The following is a 20,806-nucleotide window of genomic DNA, read 5'->3' on the forward strand; positions in this document are numbered from 1 at the left end:
TAGTTAAGGATAATAAATGTTCCGTGTGCTGCTTTTTATAGTTTTAGCTTTCTATGCGAATACAGCTAAAAGCGAGCAAACTTGGCATATAGTGACCGAAAATTTCCCTCCCTACTTCTCCGAAGAGTTACCAAATAATGGCTGGTTATTTGAGATAACTAAACTCGCTTTAAAAAGTCAGAACATAAATACCGAAATAGAATTTACTTCTTGGAATCGCTCTCTTAATCTTTTAGAAAAACAAAAAAAAACAGCTATTCTTGGTGCTTTTTTTTCAAAACAAAGAAGCGATATTTTTGATTACTCCCGCCCATTAGCAATTGCTCATTCAGGGCTTTTTAAACTTAAAAAAAGTGTAATTAATTACGATGGTTCACTTGAGTCATTACTGCCTTATAATATCTGTAAAGAGGCCGGTGACCCTATAAGTGCTGATTTTTCACACGACCCCAGATTATCTCTGACCTCAACTGCTAACTTAGTTAATAGCTTATTTTTACTACAAAACGAACGAGTAGATTTGGTTGCGGGTACCAAAGAAGTAGGTGAGTATTGGATTAAGCACAGTTCTAAATTACTAAAAAACGAAGAACAAGTAATTGAATACCTACCACCACATTTAGCAATTCATAAGCTTCATTTAATTGTACCTAAAAGTAGTCCTGACAATGACAAGAGGATTACTCAATTTGAGGCAGGCCTTGAAGCCATTATAAAAAATGGTTCTATTGCTAAAGTATTAAAAAAGCATCACTTTAGTGATGAATACATTAAACACTATTTAAAAGCGTTTGCTAATAATTTTGAGAGCTAACTGGGGTGTTTATCTTTCTAGGTTGAATTATACCAATTTGCTTAATTAAGTGTTCTATTTTGAGACTGGAAAAACCTGTTGGTAGCTAGGCAAAAAATTACTATTTAGTTGTTCTTGGCAATTGCTCCTGCATTGCTCTACCCTCTGCATCCATGCAGTCGTAAATGAGAGCTTTTACCGTAGGTGGCGACACGCTTAGCCCCGCAAAATGATTAAGTATTATTGCAAATTAGTATTACAACAGCATGTTTGGCTTTTATACAAGACAGAACCTGTTCAGTGAGGTTACTGCCTATAAATTGGCAGTAACCTAGTATGAACGCTAACCATGCGCTGCCCATTAGGCCTAATCTAAATGCAATTTTAACTTTTAAATGTAATAAGCCCTAGTAGCAATAATAAGTAATTAGCTATTAGGTGTTGGCGCCCCACTATGAAACTTAAAATCATCATCTGGAGATTGGATTAGATCAGCTTCTATTTTTGCAAAAAAATCGACGCGCTCTGTAATATCAAAATCGGCAATTTCTTGAGCTAGTGTTAAATAATCTTGGTAATGACGCGCTTCAGATCGAAGTAATGAAATATAAAAATCGCCTAAGCGTTTATCTACATGCGGCGCAAGCTTTGCAAAACGCTCACACGAGCGTGCTTCAATGTAGGCACCTACAATTAATTTATCGACTAAAGCATTTGGCTCAAATGTTTTTACGTTGCGTAGCATACCTTTAGCGTATCGACATGGCGTAATACTTTGATACTCAACTCCATACTCATCCATTATTTCGAGCACTTGATAAAAATGATGCAGCTCTTCTTTTATAAGCATAACCATTTTATCTATCAAATCTTGTCCGTAAGGAGAGTTCGATTTAGGAATAATAGACTTGGTGAGTTTATTTTTTGCAGCCAGGTCACGCCAGTCACCTTCACGTTTATAAATAAGCGTTTCAAAAGGCTTAAGCCACTCAAGCAAAGCATCGCTACTTTCTTTATCTACAGCATATTTACGAATTAAAAACATCGCACTTTGCGCCGCCTTTAACTCACAAATTAAGTGATCAATTAATATCACCGATAAGTTCTCTTTTTTTACTGCCTCAATAACCCATTCATTGGGAGTTTCGCACAATAAAAAATTATTAATAGGTGCTAAAAGTTCGCTGTGTGGCACGTTGCTGCTCGTTACTTCAAAAAATAAAAATGCATTTTAACACGAAAAATAACGAAGAATAAAACTTGGTAAAACAAGCTACTTAAAATGTTAATAACGAGTTAACTTGACTTTGTTTATGAACTAAACCATAAATATAGATACTGTATAAAAAACAAACTAACTATAAACAATTAAAACCAACAGTAATACGTTCCTTTTATGGAGTACCGCTATGATACTGAATCACCTTTGGGGCATTTATGCCCACCCACTCGAAGAATGGCAAACAATAGATAACCGTCACGAAAGTTTAACTTATAGCTTATCGCATATACTGCTTATTGCTTTATTTCCCTCAATTATGGGGTATTACTCATCTGTATATTTAGGATGGAGTATAGGTACTGGTGCCCCCGTTTTTTTAACTCACGATAGTGCCCTACTCATTGCAGCTGCGATGTACATAGCATTAATTGGAGGTGTTTTTGCACTTGCCTATTTAGCACATTGGATGGCTATAACGTTTGGCGCTAAACCTACATTTACTCAAACATTAGAGCTTGCCGCTTATACGGCAACCCCTGTATTTATGTCGGCACTTGGCGCATTTTGGCCTGAACTTTGGTTTGTTGTGTGTATAGGAATACTGGCTTTGGCTTATTCTGTTTATTTACTGTATACCGGAGTGCCTATTTTGATGCACATACCTCAAGAACGGGGGTTTATTTACGCAAGCTCAGTGGTGACCTGTGGATTGATTCTGCTGGTAATAATTTTAGCAGTAACAGCAATGCTTTGGACAAATGGGATTGTAAGCCCGATGTTCACATAACCAAATCAATATGTGTTGTTTGATAGAAGTGTTCCCTTCTTTCCTTCGCAAAAAAGGAGCTATTTAGCTCCTTTTTTTATACCTGATGATTTTTAATCACAACTTAATCTGATTCATTTTCATCTTGATTATGAATTTCTAAATTAGCAGACATAGCGTTTTCGCGTGTGCTTTTTGCTGAGTCATTTCTTAATTTATCTATTCTGTTTAAGTAATCCTGATCTATATCGCCAGTGATGTATTGGCCATCGAAAACAGATGTTTCGAACTTTGTAATTTCAGGGTTTTCTTGGCTTACTGCGGCTATTAAATCGTTTAATGATTGGAAAATTAAACCGTCTGCGCTAATGCTCGTATTTATATCTTCAACTTCACGGCCGTGAGCAATAAGCTCAGCTGCCGATGGCATATCAATACCATACACATTTGGGAAGCGAATTTCAGGTGCTGCCGATGCAAAGTATACGTTTTTAGCGCCGGATTCACGTGCCATTTCAACTATTTGTGCTGATGTAGTACCACGTACAATTGAGTCATCAACTAATAGTACATTTTTACCTTTAAATTCTCGGTCAATAGCGTTTAGTTTTTGACGCACTGACTTTTTACGCATTTCTTGGCCTGGCATGATAAACGTACGACCAATATAACGGTTTTTTACAAAACCTTGGCGGTAAGGCAAATCAAGCACACGAGCAATTTCTAGAGCTACATCGCACGATGTTTCAGGGATTGGGATAACTACGTCAATGTCTTTATCAGCCCACTCACGAGCAATTTTTTCACCTAGTTTAGTGCCCATATTTACGCGTGTTGCGTAAACAGACATGCGGTCGATGGTAGAGTCAGGACGAGCAAAATAAACAAATTCAAAAATACACGGAGAGTATGATGCTTTTTCTGCACAGCTTAGCGAATGAAACTCACCCGACTCTGTAACATAAATAGCTTCACCAGGTGCTACGTCTCGAATAAATTCAAAGCCATCAGGCTTTAACGCTACGCTTTCTGAAGCGAACATATATTCAGTGCCTTTTTCGGTCTCACGCTTACCAAAGACTAATGGGCGAATACCGTTCGGGTCACGAAAAGCAACAATACCGTGACCAATGATCATTGCAATTGTTGCATAACCACCGCTTACTTTATTGTTTACTTCGGTTACTGCTGTAAAAATATCTTCAGGGTCTAAATGTAACTTGTCTGATTTGCTTAATTCATGTGCCATGATGTTAAGCAAAATTTCTGAATCTGAAGTTGTATTTACGTGACGGCGAGCTTCTGAAAATAACTGCTCTTTTAACGCTTCAGCATTTGTAAGGTTGCCATTGTGGGCAAGTGCAATACCAAATGGTGAGTTAACATAAAAAGGCTGCGCTTCAGATGAACTAGAAGAGCCTGCAGTTGGATAACGCACATGGCCAATACCAATTGTACCTTGTAGTCGCTTCATATGACGGGTGTGAAATGCATCTTTCACAAGACCATTCGCTTTGCGTAAGCTAAACGTATTGTTCTCTATGGTAATAATACCCGCGGCATCTTGGCCTCGGTGCTGCAAAACGGTTAAGCCATCATATATCGCCTGATTTACAGGAGACGTTCCGACTATTCCAACGATACCACACATGTAATTTATCCTCGCCGATTAACGGTTTACTGAATTTAAAAAGCTAGAGTTGTTTTCGAGGTACGAAAAAAACCATTCAACAACAAAGCCAAATTCTGGAATCAAAATAGAATTGCCCCACCAGTGCGTGCTAGGTGCACCAGTAAAAGCATCAAGAAAGAAGAGTAACGCGCTCACGACCAACACGCCTCGTAGAGCACCAAACACTATGCCAAAAACACGGTCGGTACCCGATAAACCAGTACGATGTACAAGCTCACCTAAAATATAGTTTAGTAAACCGCCTAACAGTAGCGTCGCAAAGAATAATATGGCTATGGCCGCCGCATTTCTTAAAAGGGGTTCAGAAATGGTTGTTAGGAAGGAAGCTAAATATTGGTAAAATAAACTAGAGATGATAAAGGCGCCAGCCCATACCGCTAATGACATTGCTTCTTTTACAAAGCCGCGTATTAAACCGATGATGGTAGACAGTGCAATGATGCCAAGAATGGCGTAATCAACCCAGATCATAAGAACCAATTAGTCGCTAATTTGGGGCGCATTCTATACCCAAACATCGTTTGTATGCAAGTTTAAACGGGAGATTACCATGTTGGTGTTAATACAAATAATTAACATATAAAAATACACATAATGTGCACTGAAGCATTAAAAAAAATAATTGTCTAAAAATAAAAAAGGCTCATTAAATGAGCCTTTTTAAATATTATTTTGTCACTTCGTATTGAGTCACTTTACCATTAAGTTTGGTAAGCTTTTTTAGCTCAGGGAGCTGTTTTTGCAGCTCTGCTTTATTGAGCGATGGTCCAACAAACACTTTTGTGAGTGTTCCATTTGGGGTTTTTATAGGTTTAGTAAATGTTTTAAAACCTTGAGCCTTTAATTTAGCCTGAAGCGCTTTAACATTAGCAACATGAGAAAAGCTACCTAATTGAATAACATAAGCCATGCTAGTAAGATTTTCATCACTTTTACGAGGTGCAATAGGCTTTGCTTTAACAGGCGCAACGTCTTTAACCTTTGGCTGCTCTTTTGACTCTATGGTTGCTTCAACAAGCTTTGGTTGCTCAGCATAATCGCTCTCTGTAACCACTGGCTGCTGCTTTAAGATATCATCATCGGCGGTTATATCTTCTATTTCATCTTGCTTTAGCGGCTCTGAATCAGCTACTTTTTCGTCGATTGATTGTTGAAGATCAATTGTTTTGAACTCAGGGCTATCTGGAATAGCTTTGAAGCCTTCTTTATAGTGTACTTTTTCGCCATCTAGAATATTAGGGATAAACACAATTGCTGCGATCACCACTATACTCGTTCCGACTAAGCGATTAATAAAACCTGAGTTCACCGATATCCTCTCTATTTTTTAAAGTAATTAATAGCGCCAGCGACTGTAAAAAACGAACCAAAAACAATCAAAACAGTGTCGTTTTTTTGTTGTGGTAAAATTCCATCTAGGGCTTCTGCAACGCTACTATAACTGTGTATATTATTAGCCTGAGAGATACTTTGAAGTGCGTTATTTAAGTTTTCTGCGCTATCTCCGCGCGGACCACCTAAACTCGCTACCGACCACTGACTTACTAAGTAGCTTACTTCTTTAAGTACACCTGCTTTATCTTTATCAGCAAGCATAGCGGCTAATGCATGAATTTTAAAGCCTTTATCTACGTAGCTTGATAACTTATTAGCTAAATAACGAGCAGATTCCGGGTTATGAGCCACATCAGTAAAAACCAAAGGCACTTCACTTAGTTGTTGAAAACGACCTTCAACGGCTAAGCTAGCTAAGCACTGCTTAATTACTTGCTCTGTAGGTAATAGGTTTAGCACACTTAACGTTGTTAAAGCTGTTGCAGCATTCTGACTTGGAATTGCGGGTTTAACTAGTTCTAAATCAAGCTCTTTATACTGCCAGGTAAAACTGTGCGCATTTTCTTTAAAAATAAAGTCACTGCCCGATAAAACCATATTGGCATTAATTTCATCGCCGTAATCGGTCATGGTGTGAGGTATATTTAAATCACCTATAATTGCGGGAGTGTTTTCACGAAAGATACCTGCTTTATCGTAAGCGACTAGCTCTCGGGTGTCGCCTAGATATTCTTTATGATCTAAATCTATTGTAGTGATGACGCTGGCAAATGGTGTCACTATATTTGTTGCGTCATAACGCCCACCTAACCCCACTTCTAACAACACATAATCAACTTGGCAGCGTTTAAAAATAGCAAGAGCGCCTAAGGTGCCATATTCAAAATAAGTAAGCTGTGTGTCTTTACGCCCTTGTTCTAACAAATGAAATGCATCTACATGATATTGATCATCAAGTTCTTGAGCATTTATGCGGACTCGTTCGTTATAGCGTATTAAGTGAGGTGAGGCGTATGTGCCAACAGAAAAGCCTTGAGCAAGTAATAAAGACTCTAAACAACGCGCTGTTGTGCCCTTGCCATTTGTGCCTGCAATTAAAATAATTTTGCTAGGGGAGTTTAAAAGACCAATGTTATTGGCAACACTGGCAACGCGTTCAAGGCCCATTTCTATGTTAGCCGGATGAACACTTTCTAAATAACAAAGCCAATCATCAAGGCTTGATGATTGGCTAGGGATTGTTTTTGTCATAGCGTGTAATCAGTAAAGCTGAAATTTACGCTACTCTATGCTCTTGTTCAGTAGAAGGCAAGTTCATAAATTTAGCTAAAATACGCGCTAAGGTATCGCGCATTTCACGGCGGTCGATAATCATATCAATTGCACCGTGTTCTAGTAAAAATTCACTACGCTGGAAACCCTCTGGTAGCGTTTCACGAACAGTTTGCTCAATAACACGAGGGCCCGCAAAACCAATTAAAGCCTTTGGCTCTGCAACGTTAATGTCGCCTAGCATTGCTAAAGATGCTGATACGCCGCCCATAGTTGGGTCAGTCATTACAGAAATAAACGGTAAACCTTTTTCGCTCATTTTAGCAAGAGCGGCACTTGTTTTAGCCATTTGCATAAGCGACATTAGCGCTTCTTGCATACGTGCTCCACCTGAGGCCGAAAAACAAATGAGCGGCATGTTATGCTCTAAACATTCATCTACAGCGTCTACAAAGCGTGCACCTACCACAGATGCCATAGAGCCACCCATGAACGAAAATTCAAAGGCTACAGCTGCTATAGGTACGCCTTTTAAGCGCCCTTTCATGGCAACTAGTGCGTCTTTTTCACCACTTGCTTTTTGAGCTGCGCTAATACGGTCTGAGTACTTTTTAGAATCTTTAAACTTGAGTATATCTTTAGGCTCATGTTGTGTACCAAGCTCAACACGATCAGCTTCATCTAAAAAGCTTTCAAGGCGCTTACGGCCACTTACACGCATGTGATGAGCACATTTAGGACATACATTTAATGACTTTTCTAACTCAGCTTTATATAAAATTGAGTCACATGATGTACATTTAGCCCAAACACCTTCTGGGATTTCTTTACGACCTGATGATTTTGTCGTTTTTGGTAAGATTTTTTCTAGCCAACTCATTTGCAACTCTCTTAATGCTGTTCTGTGTCGCGAGCCTGCAAGTAATAACTCACAGACAAATTTTTTCAATTAAAACATGAATTACACTAACACGGTATAAAAAACTGGTCTTAGTAGTTGCTGCTACTTAGTAAATAGCTAAAAGCAGATGCTGATTAAATATCAACATCAGGCAAAAATAAAGGCCCTAATGGCGTTTTAGGTACATTAAATTGTTCAGGGTAGTCAACATCAACTAAATATAAACCTGCGGCTTTTGCAGTGGCGCTGGCTTTTGCTCGCTCTTTAATATCTAAAAGCTCTTTTAGCCATACAGGCTCATGCTTGTGCAAACCAATATCCATAAGGCAACCAGTAATATTACGCACCATATGATGTAAAAAAGCATTCGCTTTTATATCTATAATAACGTAATCACCTTGACGCTGTACCGATAAGTGATGAATTGTACGTGTTGCCGTATTTGCTTGGCAATGCAACGCTCTAAAAGAGGTAAAGTCGTGCTCACCTATTAAATACTGGCAAGCTTGCTGCATTTTAGTTTCATCTAAATGGTGATGAAAGTGTGTAACACCTTCGTTTAATACAGCTCCACGAAACGGATAATTATAAATAACATAACGATAACGACGAGCGGTTGCACTAAAGCGAGCATGAAAGTCATCAGAAACTGGCTGAGCAAAGCGAATAGCGATATCTTTGGGCATTAACGTATTCATGCCTAAAGTAAATGCAACCATATCGCGCTGAGCATCAGTATCAAAATGTATTACTTGGCCTGTTCCATGAACGCCAGCATCAGTGCGTCCCGCACAGGTAACTTCTACAGGATGATTACAAATACGCGACAACGCCTTTTCAACTTCTTGTTGTACACTATTCACATGTGATTGACGTTGCCAACCACTGTAACGTGCGCCATTGTATTCAACTCCAAGTGCTACTCGCATAATTACTGCTTTACCTACTGTACTAATGAACGGGGCATTTTATGCTATCTCGCGATGCAATAAAAGCCAGTGTGTTGTGATCCAATGAATACCTACAAAAAAACCGCAATAAATTCCTTATTGCGGTTTTTATAATGCCTAAAAAACTACTTTAGTTTTGCTTTTAAACTAAGTGCTTCTTCTTGAACATCCTCAGGGCCTTTGTCGATAACCTCGTCAATCACATTTAATGCAGAGTCAAAGTCGTCGATTTCAATGTATGCACGAGCAAGGTCTAGCTTGGCAGAATACCCACCGCTTTCAGCATCTACATCAGTTGGGTTATCACCGGCTAATAATGCGTCAAACTCGCTCAAACCTACATCCATATTTACATCGTTATATGGTTCGTGTTCAAGTTCAGCATCGTCACTTTGCTCAAGCAACGAATCTATATCAACGAAGGCATCCTCTACTGACGTATCTACTTCATTAATTTGCGCATTTTGAGGTTTATCCACGCCTGAATTTTCGCCTAAGTCTTCGCTTAATAAGCTATCAAAATCGACATCAAAATCACTGCTATTATCAACATTTAGTTCTTCTGGCTGTGCTAATTCATTTAGTAATGAATCAAAGTCAGTTTGTGTTAAATCAGCCATAAACTCTTCATCGAGTTCATCATCTGAAATAACATTGTTTTGATCAGTAGTATTCGTTTGCGTTAGTTGCGCTTCTCGCTCCGCGTTTGTTTGCGGTGTCAACTCATCAGTAAAGGCTTGTTCGAGTAAACTATCCTCTGTCGTCTGCGTTAGAACATCATCTAATTTTTCTGGTTCAGCAGGCAGCTCGTCTATGGTTTCTGGGCTATCAGGTTCAGCTAAAACTTCGTTATCAAGCTCTAGCTCATTTAAAGCCTCTAAATCGTCCTCAAAATCAGAGAAATCATTTTCAATTAATAGTTCATCATCAAAGTCATCATCCAAAGAATTTAAATCAACATCTTGAGAAAGCGCATTTGCTAAATCTTGCTCAGTTTGGCTAGCCGACAGTGGTGTATGTTCAGTTGTGTCAGCGTCTTCTAGCAGTTCAGAGTTATTTAATTCCTCATGTTCTAAAGATGACTGAGTATCTGCTTGTTCAGGTAACTCTATATCTTCAAGCTCTTCAAGTAAGCTATCAATATTTTCATTTTCTAACTCGCTTGGGTTTAATTCATCATTTAATAAATCTGCCTGCTCTTTAGCATCAACACCCAACGCTTGCTCATTGTCAGAGGTTAATTCAGTAAAGTCATTATCAATTAAAAGTTCATCATCAAAATCATCTTCTAGGCTATCTAGGTCAACATCACCAATTAGTGAACTAGCTAAATCTTGTTCAGCCTGACTTGGCGACATGCCTTTAGCATCGCCGTCCAAAGAATCTCCTTGTAGCTCCTCAGGAACAAACGAAGGTTCATCTTCGATAGGTTGTGAATCATCCAATTCTAGTTCAGGGTATTCATCAAGCTCTTCACTAGGAGTTACTAATTCATCTTCCTGGCTTTCATCATCTTGCGTCAGATCAGCTTCATCAGCCGCGAGTGGATCGTCACCTAGGTCGACTTCAATCTCCTCCATGTCATCATCAAGCTCGTCTAAAGACCAATCCGGCGTTTCTACGTAATCATCATCTGTTTGTTGTAACTCATTTAAAAGTTCATCTACGCTTTTTAGTGTGTCGTCAGTGTATTCTTCAAGCGAATATTCTGGGTCTAAAAGCGATTGTGATGTATCAGTAAAATCATCCGCAGATTCAGACTCTTTTTCAAGCTCTGACTCTGGTTCTTCTATAGGTTCAGGTTCTGCTTCAAGCTCTGGATTTTCTTCAAGTTCCGGTTCTTCTTCAAGCACAGGCTCTTCTACAAGTTCTTGCTCTTTTTCAAGCTCTGGCTCTTTTTCAAGCTCTGGCTCTGGTTCAAGCTCTGGCTCTGGTTCTTCTATAGGTTCCGGTTCTGCTTCAAGCTCTGGATCTTCTTCAAGCACAGGCTCTTCTACAAGTTCCGGTTCTTCTAAAAGCTCTGGCTCTTGTTCAAGCACTGGCTCTGGTTCAAGCTCTGGTTCTTCTACAAGCTCTGGCTCTTCTTCAAGCTCTGGCTCTTCTTCAAGTTCCGGTTCTTCTTCAAGCTCTGGTTCTTCTTCAAGCTCTGGTTCTTCTTCAAGCTCTGGTTCTTCTTCAAGCTCTGGTTCTTCTAAAAGCTCTGGCTCTTCTACAAGCTCTGGCTCTTCTTCAAGCTCTGGTTCTTCTAAAAGCTCTGGTTCTTCTACAAGCTCTGGCTCTTCTTCAAGCTCTGGCTCTTCTTCAAGCTCAGGCTCTTCTTCAAGTTCAGGCTCTTCTTCAAGTTCTGGTTCTTCTAAAAGCTCTGGTTCTTCTAAAAGCTCTGGTTCTTCTAAAAGCTCTGGCTCTTCTTCAAGTTCTGGCTCCTCTGTAAGCCCCTGCTCTTCGTTTAATGTAGTAGCTAAAGATTCGATATCATCAATATCTAACTCTTCTTGGGCATCAGCTAAATCTTCTACCGAATCCGCTAACGCACTATCAATTTCAGAATCTCTTGAACCTTGTTCATCTAATTGATCATTTATGAGGCTGTCTATATCGTCTAAATCAAAATCATCACTTGTGCCTAATGACTCACCTTCTTCAAGCAGCTCATTCTCTTCAAGTAAATTACCACCTAATAAACCTTCATCAGTACTTGTAGGCTCGTTTACTTCATCAATTAAACTATCGATATCGTCTAAATCAAAATCATCACTTGTGTCTAGTGACTCATCTTCTTCAAGTAACTCATTCTCTTCAAGTAAATCGCCGCCTAATGAATCTCCATCAGTATCTGTGGACTCATTAGCTTCATCAATTAAACTATCTATGTCGTCTAAATCAAAATCATCACTTGTGTCTAGTAACTCGTCTTCTTCAAGTAAATCACTGTCTAATGAATCTTCATCAGTACTCGTAGTCTCATTTGCTTCATCAATTAAGCTATCTATGTCATCTAAATCAAAGTCGTCACTTGCTTGAGGCTCATCAAGAGCATTGTTCTCGCTATCTAGCTCATTCGATGTTTGATCAAGTAAGTCATCAATATCAAAATCATCTTCACCAGCTAACTCTTCACTCAATGCCGCCATTTCATCGTGAGTCTCTAAGCTATCATCTTCTGCCGTGTCACCTTTTTGCTCAGCATCAAATTCAGGCAGGCTATCATCTTCATCAAATAAACTATCTAGATCATCGTTTGATAAAATCTCGTCATTATTTACAGGTTCATCAGTTAAATCTAAGTCAATATCTTCTAGGCTGTCGTCTGAAGTTTGATCAAAGCCTTGCTGCATAAAAATATCTAGATCATCGTCATCAGTATTTTCATCATCAAAAACAATATCATCACTTAACAAGCTTTCTAGTTCATCCTGATCTAGTAAGTTTTCTCCTTCAGAAAAATCATCTAAACTATCATCATCTAAATCATCGTCTGGCAGCATGTCATTGTCGAGATTATCATCAAGCTGCACACTTAAGTCATCTAATGGGTCTGGTACTATAGGGTCATCATTTAAGCCTGTTACAATGTCTTCGTCGTCAGTATAAGTAGGCGTTTGTGGCAAAAAGTCGTCATCGTTTTGAGTTTCTTCTTTGCCGTCAGCACGTTTTCGTAAAAACATCACCATAGCAAAAATGATCAGTAACCCAGGAATAAACATTAATAAGCCAAGCACTATTGGGTTTGAAAATAACGAATTAAAATCAAATGACTCTTCTGGTTTTATTACTTTTTCTTTTTGTTGTGCAATAATCTCATTTTGTTTAACAATAAGTTCTTTTAATTGCTTTTGGATTTCGCTGTCTTGCCCTAATTGTAACCGGACATTTTCGAGCTCTTTTGAAATTCCTGATAATTGCTTTTTGAGCTGGTTATTTTCAACTAAAATCTCTTCAACGTTGCTTACAGAGTTTTTAAATTGCTCCTGTAAAGCCACTAATTTAGTGCTTTGCTCAGTTTTTATTTCGTTTAATTCTTTTTGAATCTCTTTTTTAGCATCATCTACGTCTATTTTACGTGCTTGTGTAACTTTTGTTTGTGCTGACGTGATTTCGCTTTGCGTGAGCGTCCCATTCTTTTTCTTTTCCCATAAACCATCATCTTGCTCAGAACGTTGTTTGGCTAGTTGTGGGTCGACACTTCTGATTTCAGCTAAAGTAGGTATTTTTAAAAAAGCACCACTTTGCATGTGGTTAAGATTTTGTTCTAAAAAGGAGTTTGGGTTTTTGTTATACAAGGCTTGCATAACTTGATAAATACTAACTGAGTTATCGGGACGTACTTTCGCCGCAATACGCCACAGAGTATCGGTTGGTTTTATTGGCCCAATTGATCGCCCTTGCGCACCATAGTCAGCGCCCTTTGGCCCCTTTAATTGGGTACTGTCTTGAGAGTAAAGCGGAGTTACTACCAATGCAGACGCTAATATAATAAGTGAAGCTAAACCGCGCATGCTGATCCTTTAATATATAATGCTACGTAATTATCTACCTTTGTAACTACGTAAACACTGATTATTCTTGCCGTTACCAACCAAATGGTTGATTCTAATTTATTATTACAATCTATTTTTATTGCAAGCTCTATTCCAGTTACAAACTATAAACCAGTTGCGGCCTAATATCCATTGCAACGCTTTGAAAATAAATACCTTAAAACTTTTTTCGTAATTCTATTTTAATCAGAAAGATCAAGGTGTTTAGTTTATTAACAAACTAAAGCGGCAATATTTTGACATCCTAAAAACAAAAGCGGCAAACTATAAAAGTTTGCCGCTTATATTAACCTCTTTATTAATTACTAATTTTATAGATAATTTGCAATTAACTCTTCTGCAATCTGAACGCTATTAGTTGCAGCGCCCTTTCGAGTGTTATCACTTACAACCCACATATTTAAACCATGGGGATGTGAAATATCGGCGCGTAATCGCCCAATATAAACTGTATCGTTGCCGCTTGCATCAGATACTGCAGTTGGGTAATCACCTTCATCATCAATTAGCTCAACACCAGGTGCATCGTTTAATAATTGCTTTACGTGCTCAAAATCGTAAGGCATGCGTGTTTCTATGTTAATAGACTCAGAATGACCAAAAAATACAGGTACTCGCACACATGTAGGATTAACTGCAATAGTCGTATCACCTAAAATTTTATGTGTTTCGTTAACCATTTTCATTTCTTCGCGGGTATAGCCGTTATCTTCAAAACTATCTATTTGTGGAATTACGTTAAATGCTATTTGTTTTGGAAATATTTCGTTTTCCATAGGGCGAGCATTCATTAAATTGGCTGTTTGTTTGGCAAGTTCATCTACAGCTTCTTTACCTGCACCCGACACAGCTTGGTATGTCGATACATTTACTCGGTCAATTCCATAAGCATCGTATATCGGTTTAAGTGCCAGCATCATTTGGATGGTTGAGCAGTTAGGGTTCGCTATAATATTTTTATTTCTAAAGTCAGCTAAGCTTGAAGCATTAACCTCAGGCACTATAAGTGGTACTTCAAAGTCATTTCTAAAGTGTGATGTGTTGTCGATAACTACACATCCAGCCTCTGCTGCAATAGGTGCATATTTTTCTGATACACTGCCGCCGGCTGAAAATAAACCAATATGTGCTTGGCTAAAGTCAAAGCCTTCAACGTCTAGTACTTCTATGGTTTCACCACGAAACTTTATGTCTTCACCAGCACTTCGACTACTAGCAAGTAAAAAAAGTTGATCCACTGGAAACTTACGTTCTTCAAGTGTTTCTATGATCTGACGGCCTACTAAACCAGTAGCACCAAGTACGGCAACGTTATATTTTTGCGACATATTTTTTCCTCTATTAGCGGTGTTAAAACAACACCACAGATTAAATTAGTTTGCTGTTGTAAAGCCTAGCTGATTCAACTTTGCCATTAGATCTGGTGCTGCTTGCACTTCTAACGTACTGAATTCGCGCCTTACTGGATAGTTTTTTCGTAGGCTATCAAACCCATCTTTAGCTAAGTGACGAAGTAAAATGCCGTCATCGCGGCGAACATCGTAAATTAAGTGTACTAAACGTGCTATGTCTTCGTCTTCAAAGCTCGGTTGTAAAGTTGCTTGAGTAATTACAGGCTCAGGTAGAAAATCATCGAGTGATTTAACGCCCTTAACATTTTTTAGCTCGCATAATGCTTGATATAACATTTGCGTACCTCGGGCTTTCCCTTCAAGAGTGTGCCCCGCAATATGCACACTGGCATAGCGAACATGATCAAGCAACGGTGTTAATATGTCTGGTTCGTTTTCCCATACATCTAACACTAAATCTAGGTCTGCACCTTGCTCCATTACTTTTAGTAATGCTCGATTATCAATAACTTCACCTCTACAAGCATTAATTAAAATTAACCCAGGTTTAAGTGCTTTTAAACGTGTTTGATCTATCAAATGAAGCGTTTTATGTTTACCAGTTTTGATTAGCGGAACATGTAAAGTAACAACATCGCTTTTAGCCAATAACTCATCAAGTTCTATGTGCTCTTTTAATAAGCCTTGCTCATGTTTTATTGGATCACATAGTAAAACATTAACGTTTAGCGCTTTTAGTTTATCAGCTAGACAGCTGCCTATATTACCAACGCCTACAATACCTATTGTTTTACCGCTAAGTGGCTGTGCATTTTCTTGACTTAAAGCATATAAACTACTGATTACATATTCAGCAACAGCGATAGCATTGCAACCTGGGGCACTACTAAATGCAATATTTTTATCGCTTAGTAAATGAGTGTCTATATGATCTACACCAATGGTTGCTGTACCAACAAAGCTCAGCTTATTAGCACACTCTAAAAGCGCAGTATCTACTTTTGTGACAGAACGAGTGAGTAGTACATCTACATCAATTAATTGTTCTGGTGTTAATTTGCGGCCATCAAAGCGTTCAACCTCACCAAAGTCTGCAAAGTACTGCTCAACTAAAGGCATATTTTGATCGGCAAGAATTTTCATTTGAGGACTCGTTTGCAATTAAGAGGCGCTATTGTAACGAACAATTTAGCCTATACACAAACTAAAAAGGCCGAATCAAAAGCTGATTCGGCCTATATTACAAAATAAAATAGTCGTATTCGTAAGTTACATACTTTTTAAAAATATTTTAGCTTATAACTCAAAATCTTTTTTGAATTTTAAGCCAAACTCACTACGGTCGTTGCTGCGCATAACACCAACAAAGCCAGATTGTTGTAAGCGACCTACATCGTAAACTTCGTTCAATACGTTTTCACCGTATATCGTAACTTCCATGTCGCCGTAAGGGTTCGTGTAAGATACATTAAAACCAACTAACTCACGTGAGTCTATAGTTTCACTTTCGTTGTAAACCGATTGTCCTTGCATATCGCTACGATATGAATAGTTAGCGTTAAACGCAACTGTTGCACCGCTATCTAAATCCATAAAGTAAGAAGGTGCAATCATGACAGTCCAACGAGGTGTAAGTGCTGGTGAGTCACCTTTACCAATCCCTTGAACGCCTGCATCGACCTCTGTAATTTCAGAGTCTAAGTAACCAACGGCACTGCGAATGGTAAAGTCGTCTGTTATTGCAACCGTTGTTTCAAGCTCAATACCTTGTGCTTTAGACTGGCCTGCATTTTCTACAATTGTTACGAAGCCCCCTCCTGCTGTAGGATCTGAAAATGGCAGTGCTAAGTCGGTGTAGTCAGTTACGAATACCGCTAGCATCATAGATACATTTTCATGTACTTGGCCTTTTAAGCCCATCTCGTAGTTAACCGCTTTAGTTTCATCAAATGATACAAACTGATCCGGTCCACCAAATGGGCGAGGAGGAAAACCGCCTGTTTGATAGCCTTTTTGTATTTGACCATACACATTCATGCTATTACTAATTTGGTAAGATGCATTTACATCCCACGTTACAGCGTCAAATTCAGCACTTACATATTTACGCTCTGCAAATGTTGGGAAGATAGCGTCTGCATCTTTTTTATCTTTTGAGTAACGAAGGCCGCCACCAATACTTAAATCATCAGTTAAGTCGTAACTTGTATTAAAATAAACTGCGTATGAATTAGTTTCTTGGTTAATTTCAAAGTCGCCATAACCACCAAACGAAGGAGTTACACCATCGTTTAATAATCCATTAGGCGTATTGAACGGGCTAAATACAAATGGTCCTGAACGTGTAAATCCATCTTCATTAAAGAAATAAAGGCCTGATACAAAGTCCATATTATCGTAGGTAGCATTGAGTTGAATTTCAAACGAGTATTGGTCAGCTCCGCCCTCTTCTGGGAATTCAGATAAATTAAGTGGTGAGGCATCATCATCTAGACCGCCTTCATATTCAGAAGTACGGTAGCTTGAAATAAACTTAGCTGTATATGTGTCATTAATTGCCCAATCAGCAGTAAATGACGACCCCCAACCTGAATAAGATGTAGACTCAATACCAGCAACAGTAGTACCCAAATCATCAGGGTCTGACGGGATCATGTCTTGTGTAAGTAGTGGAAAGTCACCATTGAATACATCGTTTGCATCTAGCGGCTCAGTTAATTCTATCGTGTAAGGCGATTGACCCGACTCGTTATCAACACCATCGAGAGAGAAAGTAAATGCTAAATCGCTATTCGCTTGCCACTTAAGGGCAACACGACCACTAAATTCTTCTTCCTCACCAATTTCTTTCTCGGGATTGGCTAAATTAACAGCTTCACCAACACCATCACGTGTTTTGTATGATGCACTAGCTGACATGCTTAGTTCATCGTTTAGTGAGTTATTAAAATAAACATCGCCGGCAATACGCCCGCGGCTACCAATTTTTGCCGAAGTAGTAACAATACCTTCGTCACCCGGTTGCTTAGTAATTACATTTACCGCGCCACCTAATGTGTTACGACCATATAGCGTACCTTGTGGGCCACGTAGAACCTCAACACGCTCAACATTAGGAAGTGATAAGTTTGAGCCCATTTGACGACCTAAATAAACGCCATCTAAATAAACGCCTACACCTGGATCAGTAGTGATAATATGATCCTGCAGACCAATACCACGAATAAATACAGACGCATGTGCTGCATTACCAACGCCATAGCGGGTGATATTTAAGTTTGGAACATATTTACCAATATCTTCAAGGTTACTCATATTGGCTTTATCAATAAGGTTCGCCCCAATTGATGTGATAGCGGTTGGAGATTCAAATAAGCTCTCTGTACGTTTACGAGCTGTAACTTCGATTTTTTCAAACGCGTCTTGTTTTGCTGTTGTTTTAGCTTCTTCAGCATTTACTGAGGTAGATAGTGCAGCAACAATTGCTAGGCTTAACTGTGAGAGTGTGCGTAGTTTCAAAATATTCTCCAAAGGATACCGTGTAATTTGTTATGCATTTATATTAAGAAAATATAAATTTTAGGCATAAAAAAAGATGCGTGATAGCACCTTTCCTCTGGAGGGACATTATATGACAATATTGTGAACAAATGTATGTTTTTTTAAATTAATTGAAAATATTATAAAGTTTTAGCAAATACTATTCGCTTAAAATAAATTATCTTTAGCTGAGACAGATATTAAAAAATTAAATAAAACAAATAACCTCTTGTAAATAAAAAGAATCCCTATCATTTAGTTTTAAAATCGCTTATAAAACAACCTATTATAAATGTACTAATATGTATAAAAAAAATACAAAAAGGCACAGGCTCATCATTGAAATTAACTAACAATAAGAATATAGTACTAAAATGCAGTCTATGGATAGAAAATTATGAATATTGCAAATACAACAGATAAACATATTCAATGTTTTAAAAACCCAAATTATACCTCCCTTTTTTGTGTTGCCGCTCACTACAATGTTTTACTTGTTAATTATCAAGCCTTAAATGTCATAACTAATTACGAGCTGATTAATCAATTTATGCAGCAAAATGGCCATCAAGGGTTAGCGATTTTTGACGTCCCTAAAGACGGTGATGTATTAGCATTAAAGGAATGGCCTAATTTAAAAGGTTTATTTTATGAAGGCACCGAAGAAGAGCTTTTTACTCAAGGACTAGAAGCGATTGAACAAGGTAAATTATGGTTTCCTCGTGCCGTCACTGATGGGTGGATGAGACAAATGCTTGCCAGTGAACAACAAACTACACTGCAATCAAATAACTTAACATGTAAAGAAATTAAAGTTCTAAATTTACTTTTCTCTGGTTTGCATTCAAGTGCCATTGCAGACACTTTATTTATAAGTGAAGCTACCGTTCGTGTGCATTTACATAAAGTTTACCAAAAAATTGCCGTTAAAAATAAACAGCAAGCATTACTTTGGTGTCAAAAAAACTTAAATAAAATTAATAATTAAAATGTAATTGGGCCAATTTGCTCATAGCCTTGATAATTACCTAAAATGTTTGTTTTAGCCTCTCTATCAAATAATGTATAGATAAATTTTAGTTTTATAGTTCCCGTTATTATAAGAAAGCCTTAATAATTAGGTTTAAAATTTATTCTAATAAAATCATACTGTTCCGTTCTTTGCCGCCACTTAAAACACTCATGTTAAAAACCTACGATCATCGCAACTAAATTTATTTTTACTAACTTGCTAAATTTATTAGATAAAAAACATTATCACTTCTATAATCCTCATGAAATCAACATCTAAATAACAAATAGGAAATACATATGAAAAAGCTATCTGTAGCAGTAGCTGTATGTGCTGTACTTGCAACAAGTTATGCAAGCGCTGAGGTACGTATTAATGGTTTTGCATCTATTGTCGGTGGTAAAAGTTTAGACAGTGATCAGACCTTATATGGATATGATGACGATATCTCATTTAAAAATGAGAGTAAGTTTGCTTTACAACTATCTGCTGATCTTCAAGAAAAGCTAACCGCTACGGCTCAAATTATTGCGCGTGGAGAGGATGACTTTGACGCAACATTCGAATGGGCATATGTTACTTATGAATACAGCGATGAACTGCAATTTAGCGCTGGTAAAATGCGTGTCCCTTTTTACAAGTACTCTGACTTTTTAGACGTTGGCTATGCTTATCGCTGGGTTCGCCCACCTAGATCTGTGTACGGTATTCCTTTTTCTACTTATGAAGGACTTAGCGTAGTTTATAACAGCCAATTAGGAGATTGGGACTCTACTTTACAAGGCTTTTATGGCGCCTTTGATGGCGATATAGATGTATTTGGAGATAGCTTACCTGCTGAATTAAATAATTTAGGTGGTATAAACTGGAGCTTATCATACGACTGGTTCAGTGCGCGAGCTGCATATATTATGGCCGACACTAGCATTTCATCTGATGACAGCGACTTAATTGGACTTATTGATGTACTCAATACGAGCGGTTTAACTAGCACAGCAAATGATCTTATCACTGACGAAGACGAAACAACCTTTTTTGGAATTGGCTTCTCTGTTGATTATGAAAACTTCTTATTTGATGCTGAATATACTCAATTTGAAGTCGAGGGAAGTATTTTGGCTGAACAATCACAATACTATGCCTCTGCAGGCTACCGTATAGATGATGTTATCGTTCACCTCACCTATGAAAAAAATGATGATGAACATGATTCATCACGTTTTAATACACTTGAATCAATTCCATTATTAAATACGACTGTGAACTTTGCCCTTGATAGCATGCGTGCAGAGAGCAACGTAGTCACTATTGGAGCGCGCTACGACTTCCACCCTTCAGCTGCATTTAAAATTGACTTTAGCCGATTTGATGATGACGTCACTAACACTGAAACGGATATAGTAGCCGTTGGTGTTGACTTAGTATTTTAATT

Annotated in this window: 15 protein-coding genes; 4 read left to right on the forward strand and 11 right to left on the reverse strand. The window is 38.2% G+C overall.

Annotated features, from left to right (window positions below):
• Positions 1-16: 16 nt before the first annotated feature.
• Positions 17-814, forward strand: coding sequence for a substrate-binding periplasmic protein (locus ATS74_RS08165; RefSeq protein ID WP_058548416.1), 798 nt, complete (start codon positions 17-19; stop codon positions 812-814).
• Between the two features lie 406 nt (positions 815-1,220).
• On the opposite strand, the gene miaE is transcribed toward ATS74_RS08165, so the two are convergent.
• The gene (gene miaE, locus ATS74_RS08170) at positions 1,221-1,988 is read right to left on the reverse strand and encodes a tRNA isopentenyl-2-thiomethyl-A-37 hydroxylase MiaE (protein WP_058548417.1); all 768 of its coding nucleotides are present in this window, start codon (positions 1,986-1,988) and stop codon (positions 1,221-1,223) included.
• 214 nt (positions 1,989-2,202) lie between these two features.
• Between miaE and ATS74_RS08175 the strand changes: the two genes are divergently transcribed.
• The gene (locus ATS74_RS08175) at positions 2,203-2,802 is read left to right on the forward strand and encodes a Yip1 family protein (protein ID WP_058548418.1); all 600 of its coding nucleotides are present in this window, start codon (positions 2,203-2,205) and stop codon (positions 2,800-2,802) included.
• A 103-nt stretch (positions 2,803-2,905) separates the two neighbouring features.
• Here the strand turns inward: ATS74_RS08175 and purF are convergent, their stop codons facing one another.
• The 10 genes from purF to ATS74_RS08225 all read right to left on the reverse strand — a co-directional run bounded on the left by purF (position 2,906) and on the right by ATS74_RS08225 (position 18,341).
• Complete coding sequence (gene purF / locus ATS74_RS08180) at positions 2,906-4,432, reverse strand: amidophosphoribosyltransferase (RefSeq protein ID WP_058548419.1); 1,527 nt, start codon at positions 4,430-4,432, stop codon at positions 2,906-2,908.
• An 18-nt stretch (positions 4,433-4,450) separates the two neighbouring features.
• Positions 4,451-4,945 carry a CvpA family protein gene (locus ATS74_RS08185; protein WP_058548420.1) on the reverse strand — a complete coding sequence of 165 codons (495 nt, stop codon included), beginning with the start codon at positions 4,943-4,945 and terminating at the stop codon, positions 4,451-4,453.
• Positions 4,946-5,141: 196 nt separating this feature from the next.
• Positions 5,142-5,783 (reverse strand): SPOR domain-containing protein, encoded by a 642-nt coding sequence (locus ATS74_RS08190; RefSeq protein WP_058548421.1) that lies wholly within the window; start codon positions 5,781-5,783, stop codon positions 5,142-5,144.
• Between the two features lie 11 nt (positions 5,784-5,794).
• Complete coding sequence (gene folC, locus ATS74_RS08195; protein WP_058548422.1) at positions 5,795-7,060, reverse strand: bifunctional tetrahydrofolate synthase/dihydrofolate synthase; 1,266 nt, start codon at positions 7,058-7,060, stop codon at positions 5,795-5,797.
• A gap of 25 nt (positions 7,061-7,085) precedes the next feature.
• A complete protein-coding gene (gene accD / locus ATS74_RS08200; RefSeq protein ID WP_058548423.1) occupies positions 7,086-7,961 on the reverse strand; it encodes an acetyl-CoA carboxylase, carboxyltransferase subunit beta in 876 nt (291 codons plus the stop codon).
• 155 nt (positions 7,962-8,116) lie between these two features.
• On the reverse strand, positions 8,117-8,911 hold the full coding sequence (gene truA / locus ATS74_RS08205) for a tRNA pseudouridine(38-40) synthase TruA (RefSeq protein ID WP_058548424.1): 795 nt from the start codon (positions 8,909-8,911) through the stop codon (positions 8,117-8,119).
• 146 nt (positions 8,912-9,057) lie between these two features.
• Positions 9,058-13,428: a FimV/HubP family polar landmark protein gene (locus ATS74_RS08210; protein WP_058548425.1), complete on the reverse strand. Its 4,371-nt coding sequence runs from the start codon at positions 13,426-13,428 to the stop codon at positions 9,058-9,060.
• Positions 13,429-13,781: 353 nt separating this feature from the next.
• Entirely contained in the window at positions 13,782-14,798 is a 1,017-nt protein-coding gene (locus ATS74_RS08215) for an aspartate-semialdehyde dehydrogenase (protein WP_058548426.1), read from the reverse strand.
• A 45-nt stretch (positions 14,799-14,843) separates the two neighbouring features.
• The gene (locus ATS74_RS08220) at positions 14,844-15,965 is read right to left on the reverse strand and encodes a 4-phosphoerythronate dehydrogenase (RefSeq protein WP_058548427.1); all 1,122 of its coding nucleotides are present in this window, start codon (positions 15,963-15,965) and stop codon (positions 14,844-14,846) included.
• A 153-nt stretch (positions 15,966-16,118) separates the two neighbouring features.
• Complete coding sequence (locus tag ATS74_RS08225) at positions 16,119-18,341, reverse strand: TonB-dependent receptor (protein ID WP_058548428.1); 2,223 nt, start codon at positions 18,339-18,341, stop codon at positions 16,119-16,121.
• A gap of 418 nt (positions 18,342-18,759) precedes the next feature.
• On the opposite strand from ATS74_RS08225, the gene ATS74_RS08230 reads away from it, so the two are divergent.
• Positions 18,760-19,350 (forward strand): LuxR C-terminal-related transcriptional regulator, encoded by a 591-nt coding sequence (locus tag ATS74_RS08230; RefSeq protein WP_058548429.1) that lies wholly within the window; start codon positions 18,760-18,762, stop codon positions 19,348-19,350.
• 323 nt (positions 19,351-19,673) lie between these two features.
• Complete coding sequence (locus ATS74_RS08235; RefSeq protein ID WP_058548430.1) at positions 19,674-20,804, forward strand: porin; 1,131 nt, start codon at positions 19,674-19,676, stop codon at positions 20,802-20,804.
• Positions 20,805-20,806 lie beyond the last annotated feature (2 nt).

The organism is Pseudoalteromonas sp. H103, assembly GCF_001469205.1.
Classification (GTDB): domain Bacteria; phylum Pseudomonadota; class Gammaproteobacteria; order Enterobacterales; family Alteromonadaceae; genus Pseudoalteromonas; species Pseudoalteromonas carrageenovora.